The sequence below is a fragment of the Halalkalicoccus subterraneus genome (genome assembly GCF_003697815.1).
Lineage (GTDB): Archaea > Halobacteriota > Halobacteria > Halobacteriales > Halalkalicoccaceae > Halalkalicoccus > Halalkalicoccus subterraneus.
In genome coordinates, this window is sequence record NZ_RDQG01000010.1 from 1 (window position 1) to 15,290 (window position 15,290).

The following is a 15,290-nucleotide window of genomic DNA, read 5'->3' on the forward strand; positions in this document are numbered from 1 at the left end:
CAGCCCACCCGCGGGGTCGACATCGGGTCGATCGAGTTCATCCACAACCGGCTGCTCGACCTCAGAACCGACGGGAAGGCCGTGTTGCTCGTCTCCTCGAAACTCGACGAGGTCAGTCGCCTCTCGGATCGCCTCGCGGTGATGCACGACGGTGACGTGATGGCTGTCGTCGACCCCGAGGCCGTCACCGAGGAGCAGCTCGGGCTGTTGATGGCCGGCGAGCGCCCGTCCGGGCTCGACACCGAGGCGGCGCGGATCGAACGGGGGGAGACGGTATGAGACGCGCGCGAGCGCGGCCGACCCACGAACCGTCCGCGGCAACCGGACGGAGGGCCGAGGCGTGAGCGACTGGCGCGAGCGTGCCGACGCCTCGCTCGATTGGCTCGTCGACACCTCGGCCGTCCAGCGGATCCTCGTCAGCCTCACTTCTCTGGCGTTTGCCGTCCTCCTCGGCACGGTTCTGGTGTTCGTCTCGGGTTTCGTCGCCGACTGTACGGACCCCTTCATCCTGCTTCCCGGCGTCGGCTACGGCTGTTATAACCCCGTCGAGATGTACGGGACGATGTTCACCGGCGCCTTTGGCTCGCTGACGGCGCTCGGGCGCACCCTGCAGGAGACCACGCTCCTCCTGTTTACGGGCCTCTCGGTCGCCGTCGCCTTCCGCGCGGGGCTGTTCAACATCGGGACGCAGGGGCAGCTGGTGCTTGGCGCGCTCGGGGCCGCGTTGACCGTTCTCACACTCGGCGAACGCGTCCCGGGGAACGTCCTCGGTGCGCTGGTCGTGATCCCCGCCGGGGTCGTCGTCGGCGCGCTCGTCGGCGGCGCCTGGGGGGCGATCCCCGGCGTGATGAAGGCGTATGCCGACGCCCACGAGGTGATCACGACGATCATGCTGAACTTCGTGGCCACGGGCATCGCCTTCTGGGCCGTCCAGAACCACGTCGGTAACCTCGAGTCCGACTCGGTCCAGACCCATGCGATCCCCGAGATCGCGCGCCTGCCGGCGTCGATCTCCGGCGCGCGCTTCTCGATCTACGCGCTCGTCGGCGCGCTGGCGATCGCCGTCGCGATCTACCTGCTGTACACTCGCACCGTGCTCGGCTACGAGCTTCGCACCAGCGGGATCCAGGAGACCGCCGCCGAGTACGGCGGCGTCAACGCCAAGCGAAACGTCGTCACCAGCATGACGCTGTCGGGCGCGCTCGGTGGTATCGCGGGCGCGGTCTACGTGATGATGGTCCAGTACCGCTGGCAGGCGGGCATTCCCGCGCTCGGGTTCGACGGCGTCGCGGTCTCGATCCTCGCGAGCAACAACCCGTTGGGCGTGATCCCCGCGGCCCTGCTATTCGGCGGGATGAAAAGCGGGAGCGTCGCGGTCGACCTCTCGCTCGGCGTGCCAAACGAACTCGTCGAGGTCCTCAGAGGGTTGATCATCCTCTTCATCGCCATGCCGGAGTTCTTCCGGGCGCTCGGAAAGCGCGCCGGCTACGGGGCCGGAGGTGAGGCAGAATGAACGCGCCGACGGTGAGCCGGAGACAGGGACTCGCGCTCGGTGCGGTCCTCTTCGGCCTGTTCGTGTTCGCGTTCGTCGTCGACGGCGGACGCGGGCTGATCGGCGACGTCACCGGCGTCGTCAGCGCCTCGTATCTCGCCTCGGCGTTCCGACTCACGGTCCCGATCGCCTTCGCGGCGATGGGCGGCATCTTCGCCGAGAAGAGCGGCGTCATCAACATCGGTCTCGAAGGGCTGCTCATCATCGGCGCGTTCGGCGCGGTCGCGAGCCTGTGGGGCCTGTCGGCGACGCCGATCGGCCCGAACGTCTGGCTCGCGTTCCTGTTCGCGGTGCTCGCGAGCACGTTCGTCGCGCTGCTGTTCGCGATCGTCTGTATCGAGTTCAAGGCCGACCAGATCATCGCCGGGTTGGCGGTCTGGCTGATCGCGCTCGGCTTCGCGCCCTTCGCGAGCATCGTCATCTGGAACCAGACCAACAGCCCGAGCGTCGGCACGTTCTCTCCCATCGAGATCCCGGTGCTCTCGGCGCTTCCGAACGTGGGATCGCTCTTCTCGGTCACGCCGCCGGTTCTCCTCCTCGTCCTCGCGGTGCCGTTCTCGTGGTACCTCCTCAACCACACGCCGTTCGGGATGTGGATCGAGGCCAGCGGCGAGGATCCGAAATCGCTCGACACCGCGGGCATCAGCGTCCGCCACGTGCGGTATGCGGGCGTGTTGCTCTCGGGGATCTACTGCGGGATCGGCGGCGCGGGTCTCGCGTTGAACACCGGCCAGTTCGTCGGTAGCGGCGATACGATGGTCGACGGGCGGGGCTGGATCGGGCTGACGGCCTACCTGATCGGCAACTACAACCCGGTCAACGCGTTCCTCGCCTCGTTCCTGTTCGCCGGGCTCGATGCCCTCCAGCTCGAACTCCAACAGATCGCCGGCTACGACGTCTCCTCGACGCTCGTCGGGATCATCCCCTACGTCGCCGTGCTGATCGTCCTCACGCTCGTCGGACGCACCCGGATGCCCGCCGAGGCCGGCGAGCACTACGAGTCCGACGAGTAGCCGGCTGTTCGTCGGCCCAACGGGCCCGACGAAACTGCGTCTGCTCGGTTGCCGGGTGGATGAAACCCCCTCCAAACGAACCGCGACCGACCGGCTCGTGTGGATCCGGCAGCGTTTTTCTACCCCGGGGAGGATCGACCGGTATGAGTTCCGAACCCCGACGACTGCTGATCGATACCGACACCGCGGGCGACGACACGCAGGCGATCCTGCTGGCCGCGCTCTCCGATCGCGTCGCCCTCGAAGGTCTGACGATCTCTGCCGGGAACGTCCCCTTCGAGTACCAGGTCGAGAACGCGAAGTACACCCTCGAATTGGCCGATTCGACGGACGTTCCCGTCTACGAGGGTGCCCGATCACCCCTGATCAAAGATCACCTGTCAGCCGAATACGTCCACGGCGAGGGTGGACTCGGCGGCGAGCTGTTCCCCGAGACGGGGATCCCCTCGGCCGACGAGCACGCCGTCGATGCGATCGTTCGAACCGCCAGGGAGAACCCGGGCGACGTCACCCTCGCGTGTATCGCCCCATTGACGAACGTCGCGCTCGCCTATCAGCGCGAACCCGACCTCCCCGAACTCCTCGAGGAGGTGTGGGTCATGGGCGGGGCGGTCAACACGCTCGGGAACATCACGCCCGCGGCCGAATACAACTTCTGGGTCGATCCAGACGCCGCACGGATCGTCATGGATGCCTTCGAGACCACGCTCGTCGACTGGGGGGTAACGCTCCGCGATTCGCTGTTCGACGCCGAGACCTTCGACGAGATCGAAACCATCGACACGCCGCTGGCCGAGTTCTTCCTGACGATCACGGGTGCCGTCAGGGAGTTCAACCGCCAGTCCGAGCACGATTCCCTCGGTGCGGACGTGACCACCCAGCCCGATTCGCTGACGCTTGCGACGCTGCTCGAACCCGATCTGATCGAGCGCGCCGGGACGTACCACGTCGAGGTCGACGACCGGGAAGGACCCACGCGGGGCTACAGCCTCGTCGACGAACTCGGCGTCACAGACGGGCAGCCGCGAACGCGCGTGATCGAATCAATCGACGGCGAGTACTTCGAGCGCATGCTGCTCGATGCGTTCCGTCACGGGGATCCACACTACTCGTCGCGCTAAAAAAACGGGAAACGGTTGATTCGCGCTCAGTCGTCGGCGGGGCTCGCGCCCAAGCCGCCCTCGTCGGCCTGCTGTTTCGTGTGCGAGAGCTTGCCGCCGGCGGTGACGATCTCGCGCTCGCGCTCGGACGCGTCGAGGCGCGCGGTCGCCTCCCAGTCGTCGTTCACGCGGATGGTGAACTCGTTTTTGCCGGAGGCGATGGCCTCCTCGACGTCGTCGACGATCTCGATGTCGTCTCCCTGCTCGATCCTCTCGTAGGTCTCCTCGTCGATCGTGAGCGGGACGATCCCGAAGTTGAAGAGGTTCGCCTTGTGGATCCGGGCGAAGCTCTCGGCGAAGACCGCCTCGATACCGAGATACATCGGACAGAGCGCGGCGTGTTCGCGCGAACTCCCTTGGCCGTAGTTCTCGCCGGCGACGAGCACGCCGCCGTCGGCGGCCTGTGCGCGCTCGGGGAACGTGTCGTCCACCCGCGAGAGGGTGAACTCCGAGATCTTCGGGATGTTCGAGCGGTACATCAGGATGTCGCTGGAGGCGGGGACGATGTGGTCGGTCGTGATGTTGTCCTCCATCTTCAACAGCGCTTCGCCCTCGATGTGGGCGTCGAGCGGGTCCTTCAGCGGGACGTCGCCGATGTTCGGACCCTTGATGAGCTCGTCGTCGACGGCCTCCTCCGGCGGGATGAGGTCGGCCTTCGAACCCGTGTACTGATCGGGCATCTCGAAGCCGGGGTCCTCCAGATCGCCCAGCTCGTCGGCCAGATCGCGCGGATCGACGAGCTCGCCTTTGAGCGCAGCTGCGGTGGCGACCTCGGGCGAACAGAGGAAGACCGAGTCGTCCTCGATGCCCGAGCGTCCCTCGAAGTTGCGGTTGAACGTCCGCACCGAGACCGAATCGCTGCCGGGGACGTGACCGATACCGATACACGGCCCACAGGTCGACTCCGAGAAGTTGACGCCGGCGGCCATCAGTTCGGCCGTCCAGCCCTCACGGGCGAGCATCTCGCTTGCCTGTTTCGATGCGGGCGCGACGATCATGTCCGTCTTCTTGTCGACCTCGCGGCCCTCGAGCATCTTCGCGGTCGGCAGGATGTCCTCGTAGCCGCCGTTCGTACAGGAGCCGATGATGACTTGATCGACCTCGGTGCCCGCGACCTCCCGCACCGGAACGATGTTGTCGGGCATCGACGGCTGTGCGATGAGCGGCTCGAGCTCCGAGAGGTCGACCGTGATCTCGTCGTCGTATTCGGCGTCCTCGTCGGGCCCGATCTCGACGAACTCGTCCTCACGACCCAGCGCTTCGAGATACTCCTCGGTGCGCTCGTCGGTCGGGAAGATCGAGGAGGTCGCGCCGAGCTCGGTGCCCATGTTCGTGATGGTCGTCCGCTCGGGCGCGGAAAGCGTCTCGACGCCCGGGCCGGTGTACTCGAGCACCTTGCCGACGCCGCCTTTGACCGAAAGCCGGCGCAGCATCTCGAGGATGACGTCCTTCGCGGTCGCCCACTCGGGGAGCTCGCCCTCGAGACGGACGTTGACGACCTCGGGCATCTCGATGTAGTACGGACCCCCGCCCATCGCGACGGCGATGTCGAGGCCGCCCGCGCCGATCGCGAGCTCGCCGAGTCCGCCGGGCGTCGGGGTGTGGCTGTCACTGCCCAGCAGCGTCTTGCCGGGTGCGGCGTAGTTCTCCTTGTGGACGTTGTGGCAGATCCCGTTGCCGGGTCGCGAGAAATGCGCGCCGAAGGTGCCCGCGGCCGAACGCAGGAACCGGTGGTCGTCGGTGTTCTTGAAGTCGAACTGGTAGGTCTGGTGGTCACAGTACTGGGCGGCGGTCTCGGTCTGGACCTCGTCCAGATCGAGTGCCTCGAACTGCAGCCAGACCATCGTTCCCGTCGTGTCCTGGGTGAGCACCTGATCGATCTCGATTCCGATCTCCTCGCCGGTTTCGAGTTCGCCATCGAGGAGATGGTCCTCGAGAATCTTCTCCGTTAGCGTCTGTCCCATATCATCCGAAGGTCGGCCGTCCACGGATATAAATCCCGCGTGTTTCTGTACCTGATGATCGTTGTAAATCGATAGCGGCGGGGCAATTATTGCACGAATTCCGGAAGTTCGTCAAGGGTTTACCCACGGCTGGGAAACGGCTCGTATGTACCGCGACGGAGCCTTCGTCGGCGAACACGTCACTCCGACGACACACGCACAGGTCCAGCCCAACGGAGTCGACCTGACGCTCGATGCGATCTTCGAACCGCTCGAACCCGGTCGGATCACGCGAAACGACACGGAGATCGGGAAACGCCAGCGCGTCGCCAGCGAGGAACTCGACCGCAAAGTCCCCGAGACGTACTACCTCGAACCCGGCGGGTATATCGCGCGCTACGACGAGGTCATCGAGGTCCCCGAGGGCCACGTCGGGTTCGTCTACCCGCGCTCGTCGCTCATGCGAAACGGCTGTATGCTCGATACGGCGGTGTGGGACGCCGGATACGAGGGCCGCGGCGAGGGTCTTCTGGAGGTCCATCACGACATCGAGCTCGAACGCGGCGCACGAATCGCCCAACTCGTCTTCGCGAGAGCCGATCACGAGGGCACGTACGACGGATCCTATCAGGGCGAGAACCTCGCGTCGCACGATTAATTCCGTCGAAGCTTCTTCCTGTAGCGGCGAACCGACTCGTAGGGTCCGATCACGTTCCACTCGACGCCGCCCTCCTTCTCCCCGAGGAAGAACAGCTGTTCGAGCGTGCGGGCGCTTTGGGCCGAGCGAGCAGTCTCGGCAAAGACGACCTCCCCATCGAGACGCCGGGGGAACAGCAGCTGTTCTTCGGTCATCACGCGAAACAGGGCGGTGCCGTCGACCCCGAGACGATAGCCGCCGGCGGCGAAGTAGTCGGCGGTCCGGACCGCGCGGTTCGATCCGCTGACCCAGTCCAGTCCGACGGCTGGGAGCCCGTACTGTAAGGCAAGCCGGATTGCGGCGTCGATGTTCCCTGCTCTCTCACCCCCGACGGGGCCGTAGGTCAGCGAGACGCCCGACTCGAAGGGCGCGAGCAGTTCGCCGAGGAATCCGGGCGGATAGGTGCTGTCGGCGTCGATCGAGACGACGACCTCTCCGCGAGCGAGTTCGAACCCGCGATGACGCGCGTGGAGGATTCCCCGCTCGACGAAGTCCACGAGGTCGACGACCGGGTGGGACTGGGCGATTCCGACGGTGGCGTCGTCACTGTAGGAATCGAGCACGAGCACCTCGAAGTCGTACTTCTCGGGGGCGGCCGCGATCGACGCGGCGATCGAATCCAGGCAGTCGCCGATCCGTCGCTGTTCGTTCAGGCTCGGGAGTGCCACGGTGATCGGCGTCCGGTTCATGACGGCGTCGGCTGTCTGTTCGCCGAGAGGGTGGTATATAACTTGTGGCGGGACGCTTAGGTCCGAAAACGACGTAGGGCTCGCATGGGCTCGCCCCTCCTCTCCACTTTGCCGTCCGCACTCGCTCCGACGGTCTGGCTGATGGAGGCGTTCGTCGCGCTCGCGACCGGCTGGGCCGGGCTCGCGATCGTCTTCGTTTACTCCCTCGTCCTGGGCATTGTCGTCCTGCCGCTTCCGAGCGAACTCGTCCTCCTGGCCCCGATCGATCTCGGCCTCTCGAAGACGGCGCGCCTCGCGTTGACCGTCCTCGTTAGCAGTCTCGGAAAGGCCCTCGGGAGCGTGCTCGTCCTCCGGTTCAGCATCTCCGTCCGCGAATCCGATCCGGTGCGGGGGCGGATCGAACGCGTTCACTTTCGGTTCCACGAGTGGACCCGGATCGTCTCGGTCCGGATGGCCGGACGCTACGGCTATCTCGGCATGGCGCTCGTCCTCTCGATACCGCTCGTCCCCGATACGGCGTCGGTGTACGCGTTTTCGGTCCTCGAGGACGACTACCTGCGCTTTTCGATCGCGGCCTTCGCCGGCAGCGTCGCCCGGCTGCTCGTCGTCGCCCTCCTGCTCGAAGGGACGATCGGGCTCTGAACGTTTTTGGGCCCGGCCCGTGATGGGGCTGCATGAATCGCACACGCGGGATCGGCCTCTTCGTGACTGCCGGCGGGCTGGCCGGCTATCTTGTCGGCGTCCAAATCCCGTATCCCGCCCGGGAGCTCTCGCTGATCGCCGTCATGGTCGGCATCACGATCACCGCGGTCGGCGTCGACGATCCATGATCCGGGCGATCGCGGCCGACGGCTCCCGACCGACGTCGGTGAGTGCGGCCCGCGATGCCCCGGGTCCCGTCTGGGTTCGCGTCACCGACGCCGCTCCCGAGGAACTCGATCGGGTCGCGGACGCCTTCGGCATTCACTCGCTGGCCGTCGAGGACCTCTCGGGCGTGCTCCGACCGAAAACCGAGGAGTACTCCGACTACGCATTCGTCCTGTTGAAGATCGCCGAGCTCGCCGCCGGCGACACCAGCTTCGGTGACGAGCTGCTCGTCGATCCCCTCGGTATCTGCATCGGCGACGACTGGCTCGTGACGTTCTCGTTTACGACGACCGACGCCTGCGATCGGGCGTGGCGGGCGGTCGAGCGTGACGGCCGGTTGCTCGCTCGTGGGCCCGACTTCATTGGCTCCCGGATCGTCGACGGGGTCACCGACGCACTCCTCGAAACGCTCGACGCGCTCGAAGCGCGGATCGAAACCGTCGAGGAGCTCGTCGTGACCTCGACCGACATCGACACCCTCGAACGACTCAACAGCCTCCGGCGCGAGCTTCTGGGCTTTCGAAAGCTCGTCTGGCCGACCCGCGAGGCCGTCGGCGCGCTCGCGCGCGGCGATCCGGATCACGTCCGCCCGGAGACGGAGAAGTACTTCCGGGACGTCTACGACCGACTCGCCCACGTCGTCGAGCTCACCGAGACCTATCGTGACTTGGTCGGCGGGGCGCGCGACATCTACCTGAACACGCTCTCCCAGTCGACCAACGAGGTGATGAAGCGTCTCACCGTCGTCGCGACGATCGTCCTCCCGCTGACGCTCGTCACCGGCGTCTACGGCATGAACTTCGAGACCATGCCCGAACTCGCCTGGACGTGGGGCTATCCCGCCGTCCTGCTCGGAATGGCCGGAATCACGCTCGTCCTCGTTGCCTACTTCCGGAGCCAGGCCTACGTCTGATCCGAACGCCGCGAGTCCTGCCCTATTCGGATTCCTTCATACGTTCAATGCGAACTGTTATCATACTCGACGGAAGCGTTTAACTTGTTTTCCGACATATGGTTGGCTACTATCGCTGGCGGCGCCGACAGTTCCCCATCCATGTCCCCCGAAATCACCGTCTCCGTCGACCCGCACGTCCACTCCGACGGCTCCTATGACGGTCACGAGCCGGTCGAACTCGTTCTCGAACACGCCGCAGACATCGGGCTCGACGCGGTGGTGATCACCGACCACGACGAGATCGAGGAGTCGCTTCGCGCGGCCGAACTGGCGCCGCGCTACGGCCTGATCGGGATCCCGGGTGTGGAGGTCTCGACCGCCCACGGCCACCTGCTCGCGCTCGGCGTCGAGGAACTCCCCGAGTCGGGCCAGCCCTTCGACGAGACGGTCGAGGCGGTCCGCGAACTGGGTGGCGTCGCGGCCGTTCCCCACCCCTTCCAGCGCTCGCGCCACGGCGTTCGCAAGCGTCGTATCGAGGACTGCGACGCCGTCGAAGTGTACAACTCGATGCTCTTTACGGGGTATCGCAACCGTCGCGCGCGGGCGTTCGCCCAGCACCGCGGCTACCCGAAACTCGGCGCGAGCGACGCCCACTACCTGCCCAACGTCGGGCGGGCGTACACGGAGATCACGATCGAAACCGACCACGGGCTGACCGCGGCGGACGTCACTAGCGAAACCGTGATCGAGGCGCTGGCCGACGGCGCGACGCGTATTCAGGGAAAGCGCACGCCGATCCACAAGAGCACCGTCCAGTACGCGAAGGGAGCCGTGCGCAAATCGTCGTACCTGATCACCTCCCGGATGCCCGTCGTCCCGACGATCCCCGCCTCGATGGACCGGTAGCGGGCTACAGCAGGCTTTCGACGTGATCGTCGTACCCGTCGGGGACCAGTTCCCGGAGTCGGTCGGGGTCGGTCTCCTCGCCGTCGCTCACGAGATACGTCCGGCCGGGAACCGAGCCGTACACTCCTTGAAAATCGTAGACGAAACCGTACACCTGTTCGTCGGCCGGGACTTCCTCGGCCCCGGAAAGGAACGCGGTCTGTCGGCGGACGTTGTACTCGACGAGGCGGTTGATCGCCTCCGAATCGCTCGTCGCCGATTCGATGACCCCACCCTCGATCGCCTCCTCGACGACGGGGACGAGCAGTTCGATCCGTTTTCGGATGCCCGGCGGCTCCTCGCCGGCCTCCCCCTGGACGGCTCGGTAGGCCGCCGTTACGGCCCCACAGCCGGTGTGGCCGACGACGGCGGTCGTCCCCGTCTCAGTGTGAGCGATCGGGTAGAGCACCGAACCGTCGACGACGCGGTCGCCGTCGTTTTCCTCCCAGACGAGGTTGCCGATGTTGCTCGGCGTGAAGACCCAGCCGGGCTCCTCGGCGCTCCACATTCCCTCCTGGGACACTCTCGAATCCGAACAGCAGATCGAGACGAGCGCCGGCCGTTGGCCGTCTTGAACGGACTCGAAGTGGCTCTCGGAAAGCGATTCGGTGTGCGCGCGGTTCCGGTCGAACAGCGAATCGAGCGAAGCGATCGGCATGTCTCTGTCATCCTCGGCAAGGGTCAAAAACCCTTACTTCAAGCGTTCGATCAGCTCGCGAAGCGTCGCCAGATCGTACTGGCCGGGCGCGGTCGCGTTCTCGGGGACGACCGGGGCGTAGCCGATCCGCGACCCGTAGATCGGCGCGACCGCCCGCGAGTGCCGGCCCGCCTCGCCCATCGCCATCGTCGCCACGCGCCGCCCCTCGCTCGACAGCTCGTCGGTGACCGACAGCAGCGAGAGGACGTCGCCCGGATCGCTCGCCGTCACCGCTAGCTTCCCGATATCGCCGTATTCGGTTGCGCGTTCGAGCATACCCCGCATTTCGTCGGAGCTCGGTGTCCCCTCGAAATCGTGGGTAGAGGCGATCACGCTCGCCCCATGCTCACGGGCGTCGGTCGCAGCCGCCTCTCCAGCGCCGGATTCGAGGGCGGCGAGTTCGATGTCGACCGCGGCGACGCTGTCGAACTCCGCGGCCCGCCCCAGGTCGCCGAGTCGTCGCTCGCCCGCAGCCTCCCCACCCTCGTTCTCGTCCCTGTTGGTCGCGATCAGCGGGAGGTCGCCCGTATACGACGCCAGCGCGGTGAGCGGCTCGCTCGCGAGATCCATCCGAAACTCCACGCAGTCCGCGTGCTCGCGAGCCAGCGACTCCTCGCTCAGGTCGGCGGTCGCGGCGGCGAGCACGAACGACTCGAAATCGATGCTCATAGCGGGTAGAGACGCTCGATCGGTATACGACTACTCCCTTTCGGGTCGCGAAAACGGGGATTATGCGACGCCGACGCTCTCCTCGGCTTCGAGCAGTTCGTGATACCGGTTTCGGATCGTTACTTCGCTGATGTCCGCGACCTCGCTGACGGCGGCCTGCGTGGTCTTCTCGTTGGTCAGGAGCGCAGCGGCGTAGACCGCGGCGGCCGCGAGTCCGACGGGCGATTTGCCCGAGTGGACGCCCTTCTCCTTCGCGTTGCGAAGCAACTGTCGTGCGCGGTGTTCGGCCTCGTCCGAGAGTTCGAGCCCCGAAGCGAACCGGGGAACGTAGCTTTCTGGGTCGGCGGGCTGGACTTCGAGGCCCAGTTCTCGAACGACGTAGCGGTAGGTGCGTGCGACCTCGCTTTTCTCGACCCGTGAGACCTCGCTGATCTCGTCGAGGCTGCGGGGGACGCCGGCCTGGCGTGCCGCAGCGTAGACGCTCGCGGTGGCGACGCCTTCGATACTACGTCCGGGAAGCAGGTCCTCGTTGAGCGCCCGGCGATAGATCACCGAGGCGGTCTCCCGGACGTTATCCGGCAGGCCGAGTGCGCTGGCCATTCGGTCGATCTCGCCCAGTGCCTGCTTGAGGTTCCGCTCTTTGCTGTCGCGCGTGCGAAAGCGCTCGTTCCACTTGCGAAGGCGCTGCATCTTCTGGCGCTGGCGACTGCCCAGCGAGTTGCCGTAGGCGTCCTTGTTGCGCCAGTCGATGTTGGTCGAGAGACCCTTGTCGTGCATCGTGTTCGTGGTCGGGGCACCGACCCTGGACTTCTGGTCCTTCTCGCGGGAGTCAAAGGCGCGCCACTCGGGGCCACGGTCGACCGAGTCCTCGGCGACTACGAGCCCACAGTCCGCACAGACGGTCTCGCCGTGTTCGTCGTCGCTGATGAGGTGACCACCACACTCGGGGCAGTTGTGGTCTTCGCGTTCCTGCTCCTGTGTCTGTTCGTCCTCGGTCTCGCGCGCTCGTTCTCGTATGTTCTCGCTCATAGGTTCTGAGAGGGCGGGGGCTGTCCGGGCAGGGATACCTGGAAAAAACCCGGTTTACTCGTTGATATACGGTAAGTCCGAAACACACTTAGGTGTTTTGGTATCGATATCACGAACCCCACGACAGCCCTCGTACGGTTCTTCTCGCCGTTTGTAAGGAACGATTTTATGAGTCGAATCCGCCGAGGAACACAAAAGGGAACCCTGCCCGTATCGAGGGAGGGGTATGGACGTCGCCGTCGGAAGCGAGAACCCGGTCAAGCGTCGCGCGGTCGAACGGGTCTTCGAGTCCGCGACAGTCGACACACGAGCGGTGGAGTCGGGGGTCAGCGAACAGCCCATCGGTCACGTCGAGACGATCGCCGGCGCGAAAACCCGCGCCCGCGAATCGTTCGGTACCGACGTGGCCTTCGGCGTCGGTCTCGAGGGCGGCGTCGCGGAGTTCTCCTCGTCGACTGGACGGCACACCAACGGCGTCGAGGACAGGGAGTTCAACGGGGCTGACGGGCTCTTTCTGATCATGTGGGCCGCCGTCGCCGACGGCAGGCGTATCGAGATCGGTGCCGGTCCCTCGGTCCGACTGCCCGACCCGATCGCCCGCGAGGTAATCTCGGGGACCGAACTCGGGCCGTTGCTCGACGAACGACTCGGAACCGACGGCGGCGCGATCGACCCGACCTCGGACACCGGTCGGCCGTCGCCCGACGGTCCCGCCGAACGGGGTTCGACTGACGATCAGACACCCTCCGACAGTATTTCCCGCGGGCAGGGTGCCATCGGCGTGTTCACCCGGGGGCGGATCACGCGCGAGGACGCGCTCGCCAGCGCGGTCGCCTGTGCGGCCGGCCCGCTCATGAACGATTAACGAACCGTACCAACCGATCGTCCCATGGGGGGTTTCGGCCCCGAAAACGGGAGCGAAACCGTATGCAAGCGCCGGATTAACCAGCCGTACCAAACCCGCTAAAGGTGATAGCCGCGTACGAACTGGTATGAGCGCGACCACCGCGGTATCGAGCCTGAACGAGACCCAACAGCGCATCCTCCAGTACCTCCGCGAGCACGCCGACACCCGGACGTACTTCAAATCCCGGCTGATCGCTGAGGACCTCGGACTCACGGCCAAGGAGGTCGGGACGAACATGAGCGCGCTGCGGTCGGGCGAGTTCGGGCTGAGCGTCGAGAAGTGGGGGTACTCCTCCTCGACGACGTGGATGGTCAGCCAGTAACGCAGTCACGCTCTCAACGTTCGGGGACCGTCTCAGGGATCGTACCGGATCAGTTCGTCCGCCCGATCGGCGAAACTCACCGTTCGCTCGTCGAACGAATCGGCGTAGCGCACTAGCAAGGAAATGAGCGTCTCGGGTCGTTCGAGCGCGTACCCCCTCGTCCGTGTGAGCAATCCGGCCTCCTCTAGATCGGTGGCCGTGTTGCTCACCGTCGCCGTCGAGACGTCGAGGCGGTCGGCGATTCCACTCCCCGTTGTCGTCGGGTCGGCGAGGAGGGTGAGCACCATCCCGCGGGGAGTCTTCCGCCGGAGGTAGCCGAGCGCCCGGCGCTCGAACGCCGAGAACGTCTCGGACGGGAAGTATCTCCGATACTCCCCGTCCATGTGGCTTTCTATTGCGCCCGCATCGACCAGCCGGCGGAGGTGATGTTGGGTTTCGCCGGTCCCCAGCGAGAGGTCGTCGCGGATCTTCGAGAAATGCGCGCCCGGCGTCGAGGAGACGTAGCCCGCGATCGCCGAGCGGGCGTCGCTGTCGGTGCTCGACCCGACGAACGTCGCCAGCGGGCTTGCGGCTCCGAGCGCGGCAAAGCGCCGCAGCGTGGTTCGCTTGTCCCGGTCGACGGACTCTCGTCCCGGCTTACCCATTCTACCTGAGTATAGCGGAGCCGAGATAAAACAGCTTCGGCCGACGTCAGCCCGCGTTTCAGTTCGTCTCGGTTTCCGTCTCGGGTTCGGTCCCGAGGTCCTCTCGCTCCTCCCACTCCTCGTCGTCACCCTCGAAATCGTCGTCCATACCGCTGATCACTTCCTCGGAGTCCTGGATAGTGCCCATGTCCTCGCCCTCCTTGATCGCCTGGGCCTCCTGTTCCATCTCCTCGACGTCGAGGTCGGCCTCCTCGTCGATCTGGCCGAGGATCTCGTCGATGTCGTCGAGCCCGAGCATCTGTCGGGTCTCCTCGTCGAAGTCGAGGCTGTCGAGTTGGTCCTCGGTGATCTTGGTGTCGCTGCCCGTGAGGTGCTTACCGTAGCGCCCGACCAGCGACGTGAGTTCCTGGGGCATGACGAACGTCGTCGACTCGCCCTGGCCGATCGATTCGAGCGTTTCCATCCCCTTCTCGATGACCGCGCGTTCGCCCATCGATTCGGCGGATTTCGCTCTCAACACGGTCGAGACCGCATCACCCTGGGCTTCGAGGATCTGGCTCTGTTTTTCACCCTGCGCGCGGATGATGTTCGACTGTTTGTCACCCTCGGCGGTCTCGACGGCCGAACGGCGTTCTCCCTGGGCCTCGAGGATCATCGCCCGCCGTTTGCGTTCCGCGCTGGTCTGTTGTTCCATCGCGCGCTGGACGTCCTGGCTCGGGTTGACCTCACGGACTTCCACCGACTCCACTCGAATACCCCACTCGTCGGTGGGCTCGTCGAGTTCCTTACGGATCTTGGCGTTGATCTGTTCGCGCTTGCTCAGCGTGTCGTCCAGTTCCATGTCGCCGAGCACGGCCCTGAGTGTCGTCTGGGCGAGGTTCGAGACGGCCCGCTTGTAGTCGTCGACCTCGAGATAGGCCTTCTTCGCGTCCATCACCTTGATGTAGACGACGGCGTCGGCCGTGACGGGCGAGTTGTCCCGCGTGATGGCCTCTTGGCGGGGAACGTCGAGCGTCTGGGTCCGCATGTCGAAGTGGTGGGTCGCGCTGACGAACGGGGGGATGAAGTGGATCCCCGGTTCGAGGAGTTTCCTGTACTCGCCGAAGACGGTCAGCGCGCGTTTCTCGGTCGCGTCGACGATCTCGACCATCTGCCAGACGGTGACGATGGCGAGAAAGAGGAGTAACAACGCGACGAACGTGAGCGTGAGCGTCGCCTGCACCGGTACCACGGGGAACATATCGAACTGTTAGGATGTAGA

At 65.6% G+C, this 15,290-nt stretch carries 17 protein-coding genes and 1 pseudogene; 11 read left to right on the forward strand and 7 right to left on the reverse strand.

Annotated features, from left to right (window positions below; all coding sequences use genetic code 11):
- The 4 genes and pseudogenes from EAO80_RS02860 to EAO80_RS02875 all read left to right on the forward strand — a co-directional run.
- Nucleotides 1–279: pseudogene (locus tag EAO80_RS02860) on the forward strand (heme ABC transporter ATP-binding protein); the annotation flags it as partial.
- A gap of 61 nt (nt 280–340) precedes the next feature.
- On the forward strand, nt 341–1,513 hold the full coding sequence (locus EAO80_RS02865) for an ABC transporter permease (RefSeq protein WP_122088433.1): 1,173 nt from the start codon (nt 341–343) through the stop codon (nt 1,511–1,513).
- Nucleotides 1,510–2,565, forward strand: coding sequence for an ABC transporter permease (locus EAO80_RS02870; protein ID WP_122088434.1), 1,056 nt, complete (start codon nt 1,510–1,512; stop codon nt 2,563–2,565). The genes EAO80_RS02865 and EAO80_RS02870 overlap by 4 nt, the downstream gene beginning before the upstream one ends.
- A gap of 143 nt (nt 2,566–2,708) precedes the next feature.
- Nucleotides 2,709–3,686 carry a nucleoside hydrolase gene (locus tag EAO80_RS02875; protein ID WP_122088435.1) on the forward strand — a complete coding sequence of 326 codons (978 nt, stop codon included), beginning with the start codon at nt 2,709–2,711 and terminating at the stop codon, nt 3,684–3,686.
- Nucleotides 3,687–3,712: 26 nt separating this feature from the next.
- Here EAO80_RS02875 and EAO80_RS02880 read toward each other — a convergent pair whose 3' ends face one another.
- Entirely contained in the window at nt 3,713–5,689 is a 1,977-nt protein-coding gene (locus EAO80_RS02880; RefSeq protein WP_122088436.1) for an aconitate hydratase, read from the reverse strand.
- Between the two features lie 145 nt (nt 5,690–5,834).
- Here EAO80_RS02880 and EAO80_RS02885 point away from each other — a divergent pair, with 145 nt between their 5' ends.
- A complete protein-coding gene (locus tag EAO80_RS02885; RefSeq protein ID WP_122088437.1) occupies nt 5,835–6,326 on the forward strand; it encodes a deoxyuridine 5'-triphosphate nucleotidohydrolase in 492 nt (163 codons plus the stop codon).
- On the opposite strand, the gene EAO80_RS02890 is transcribed toward EAO80_RS02885, so the two are convergent.
- Nucleotides 6,323–7,054, reverse strand: a complete 732-nt coding sequence (locus EAO80_RS02890; RefSeq protein ID WP_122088438.1) for a glycosyltransferase family 2 protein — start codon at nt 7,052–7,054, stop codon at nt 6,323–6,325. The genes EAO80_RS02885 and EAO80_RS02890 overlap by 4 nt on opposite strands.
- An 84-nt stretch (nt 7,055–7,138) precedes the next feature.
- Here EAO80_RS02890 and EAO80_RS02895 point away from each other — a divergent pair, with 84 nt between their 5' ends.
- From EAO80_RS02895 to EAO80_RS02905, 4 genes are all read left to right on the forward strand, one after another.
- Complete coding sequence (locus tag EAO80_RS02895) at nt 7,139–7,696, forward strand: hypothetical protein (protein WP_122088439.1); 558 nt, start codon at nt 7,139–7,141, stop codon at nt 7,694–7,696.
- A gap of 32 nt (nt 7,697–7,728) precedes the next feature.
- Complete coding sequence (locus EAO80_RS19385; protein WP_162993842.1) at nt 7,729–7,884, forward strand: hypothetical protein; 156 nt, start codon at nt 7,729–7,731, stop codon at nt 7,882–7,884.
- Nucleotides 7,881–8,834 carry a magnesium/cobalt transporter CorA gene (gene corA / locus EAO80_RS02900; protein WP_122088440.1) on the forward strand — a complete coding sequence of 318 codons (954 nt, stop codon included), beginning with the start codon at nt 7,881–7,883 and terminating at the stop codon, nt 8,832–8,834. The genes EAO80_RS19385 and corA overlap by 4 nt, the downstream gene beginning before the upstream one ends.
- Before the next feature lie 141 nt (nt 8,835–8,975).
- A complete protein-coding gene (locus EAO80_RS02905) occupies nt 8,976–9,722 on the forward strand; it encodes a PHP-associated domain-containing protein (RefSeq protein ID WP_122088441.1) in 747 nt (248 codons plus the stop codon).
- A 4-nt stretch (nt 9,723–9,726) separates the two neighbouring features.
- Here EAO80_RS02905 and EAO80_RS02910 read toward each other — a convergent pair whose 3' ends face one another.
- Genes EAO80_RS02910 through EAO80_RS02920 form a run of 3 tightly spaced genes read right to left on the reverse strand, consistent with a single transcriptional unit; the run spans nt 9,727 to nt 12,156 of the window.
- Nucleotides 9,727–10,419 carry a carbonic anhydrase gene (locus EAO80_RS02910; RefSeq protein WP_122088442.1) on the reverse strand — a complete coding sequence of 231 codons (693 nt, stop codon included), beginning with the start codon at nt 10,417–10,419 and terminating at the stop codon, nt 9,727–9,729.
- Between the two features lie 33 nt (nt 10,420–10,452).
- Nucleotides 10,453–11,127: a type I 3-dehydroquinate dehydratase gene (locus EAO80_RS02915; protein ID WP_122088443.1), complete on the reverse strand. Its 675-nt coding sequence runs from the start codon at nt 11,125–11,127 to the stop codon at nt 10,453–10,455.
- A 60-nt stretch (nt 11,128–11,187) separates the two neighbouring features.
- Entirely contained in the window at nt 11,188–12,156 is a 969-nt protein-coding gene (locus EAO80_RS02920) for a transcription initiation factor IIB (protein WP_122088444.1), read from the reverse strand.
- 226 nt (nt 12,157–12,382) lie between these two features.
- Here EAO80_RS02920 and EAO80_RS02925 point away from each other — a divergent pair, with 226 nt between their 5' ends.
- Together EAO80_RS02925 and EAO80_RS02930 are read left to right on the forward strand one after the other, a co-directional pair.
- A complete protein-coding gene (locus tag EAO80_RS02925; RefSeq protein ID WP_122088445.1) occupies nt 12,383–13,021 on the forward strand; it encodes a DUF84 family protein in 639 nt (212 codons plus the stop codon).
- A gap of 127 nt (nt 13,022–13,148) precedes the next feature.
- On the forward strand, nt 13,149–13,385 hold the full coding sequence (locus EAO80_RS02930) for a DUF7123 family protein (RefSeq protein ID WP_122088446.1): 237 nt from the start codon (nt 13,149–13,151) through the stop codon (nt 13,383–13,385).
- 32 nt (nt 13,386–13,417) lie between these two features.
- On the opposite strand, the gene EAO80_RS02935 is transcribed toward EAO80_RS02930, so the two are convergent.
- A complete protein-coding gene (locus EAO80_RS02935; protein WP_122088447.1) occupies nt 13,418–14,029 on the reverse strand; it encodes a winged helix-turn-helix transcriptional regulator in 612 nt (203 codons plus the stop codon).
- Nucleotides 14,030–14,087: 58 nt separating this feature from the next.
- Complete coding sequence (locus EAO80_RS02940) at nt 14,088–15,269, reverse strand: SPFH domain-containing protein (RefSeq protein WP_122088448.1); 1,182 nt, start codon at nt 15,267–15,269, stop codon at nt 14,088–14,090.
- Nucleotides 15,270–15,290: the final 21 nt, after the last annotated feature.

Excerpts from the sequence above, each read along its gene's own strand:
- EAO80_RS02870 (WP_122088434.1), top strand. The coding sequence starts at position 1,510 with ATGAACGCGCCGACGGTGAGCCGGAGACAGGGACTCGCGCTCGGTGCG.
- EAO80_RS02875 (WP_122088435.1), top strand. The coding sequence starts at position 2,709 with ATGAGTTCCGAACCCCGACGACTGCTGATCGATACCGACACCGCGGGC.
- EAO80_RS02880 (WP_122088436.1), bottom strand. The coding sequence starts at position 5,689 with ATGGGACAGACGCTAACGGAGAAGATTCTCGAGGACCATCTCCTCGAT.
- EAO80_RS02885 (WP_122088437.1), top strand. The coding sequence starts at position 5,835 with ATGTACCGCGACGGAGCCTTCGTCGGCGAACACGTCACTCCGACGACA.
- EAO80_RS02890 (WP_122088438.1), bottom strand. The coding sequence starts at position 7,054 with ATGAACCGGACGCCGATCACCGTGGCACTCCCGAGCCTGAACGAACAG.
- EAO80_RS02895 (WP_122088439.1), top strand. The coding sequence starts at position 7,139 with ATGGGCTCGCCCCTCCTCTCCACTTTGCCGTCCGCACTCGCTCCGACG.
- EAO80_RS19385 (WP_162993842.1), top strand. The coding sequence starts at position 7,729 with ATGAATCGCACACGCGGGATCGGCCTCTTCGTGACTGCCGGCGGGCTG.
- corA (WP_122088440.1), top strand. The coding sequence starts at position 7,881 with ATGATCCGGGCGATCGCGGCCGACGGCTCCCGACCGACGTCGGTGAGT.
- EAO80_RS02905 (WP_122088441.1), top strand. The coding sequence starts at position 8,976 with ATGTCCCCCGAAATCACCGTCTCCGTCGACCCGCACGTCCACTCCGAC.
- EAO80_RS02910 (WP_122088442.1), bottom strand. The coding sequence starts at position 10,419 with ATGCCGATCGCTTCGCTCGATTCGCTGTTCGACCGGAACCGCGCGCAC.
- EAO80_RS02915 (WP_122088443.1), bottom strand. The coding sequence starts at position 11,127 with ATGAGCATCGATTTCGAGTCGTTCGTGCTCGCCGCCGCGACCGCCGAC.
- EAO80_RS02920 (WP_122088444.1), bottom strand. The coding sequence starts at position 12,156 with ATGAGCGAGAACATACGAGAACGAGCGCGCGAGACCGAGGACGAACAG.
- EAO80_RS02925 (WP_122088445.1), top strand. The coding sequence starts at position 12,383 with ATGGACGTCGCCGTCGGAAGCGAGAACCCGGTCAAGCGTCGCGCGGTC.
- EAO80_RS02930 (WP_122088446.1), top strand. The coding sequence starts at position 13,149 with ATGAGCGCGACCACCGCGGTATCGAGCCTGAACGAGACCCAACAGCGC.
- EAO80_RS02935 (WP_122088447.1), bottom strand. The coding sequence starts at position 14,029 with ATGGGTAAGCCGGGACGAGAGTCCGTCGACCGGGACAAGCGAACCACG.
- EAO80_RS02940 (WP_122088448.1), bottom strand. The coding sequence starts at position 15,269 with ATGTTCCCCGTGGTACCGGTGCAGGCGACGCTCACGCTCACGTTCGTC.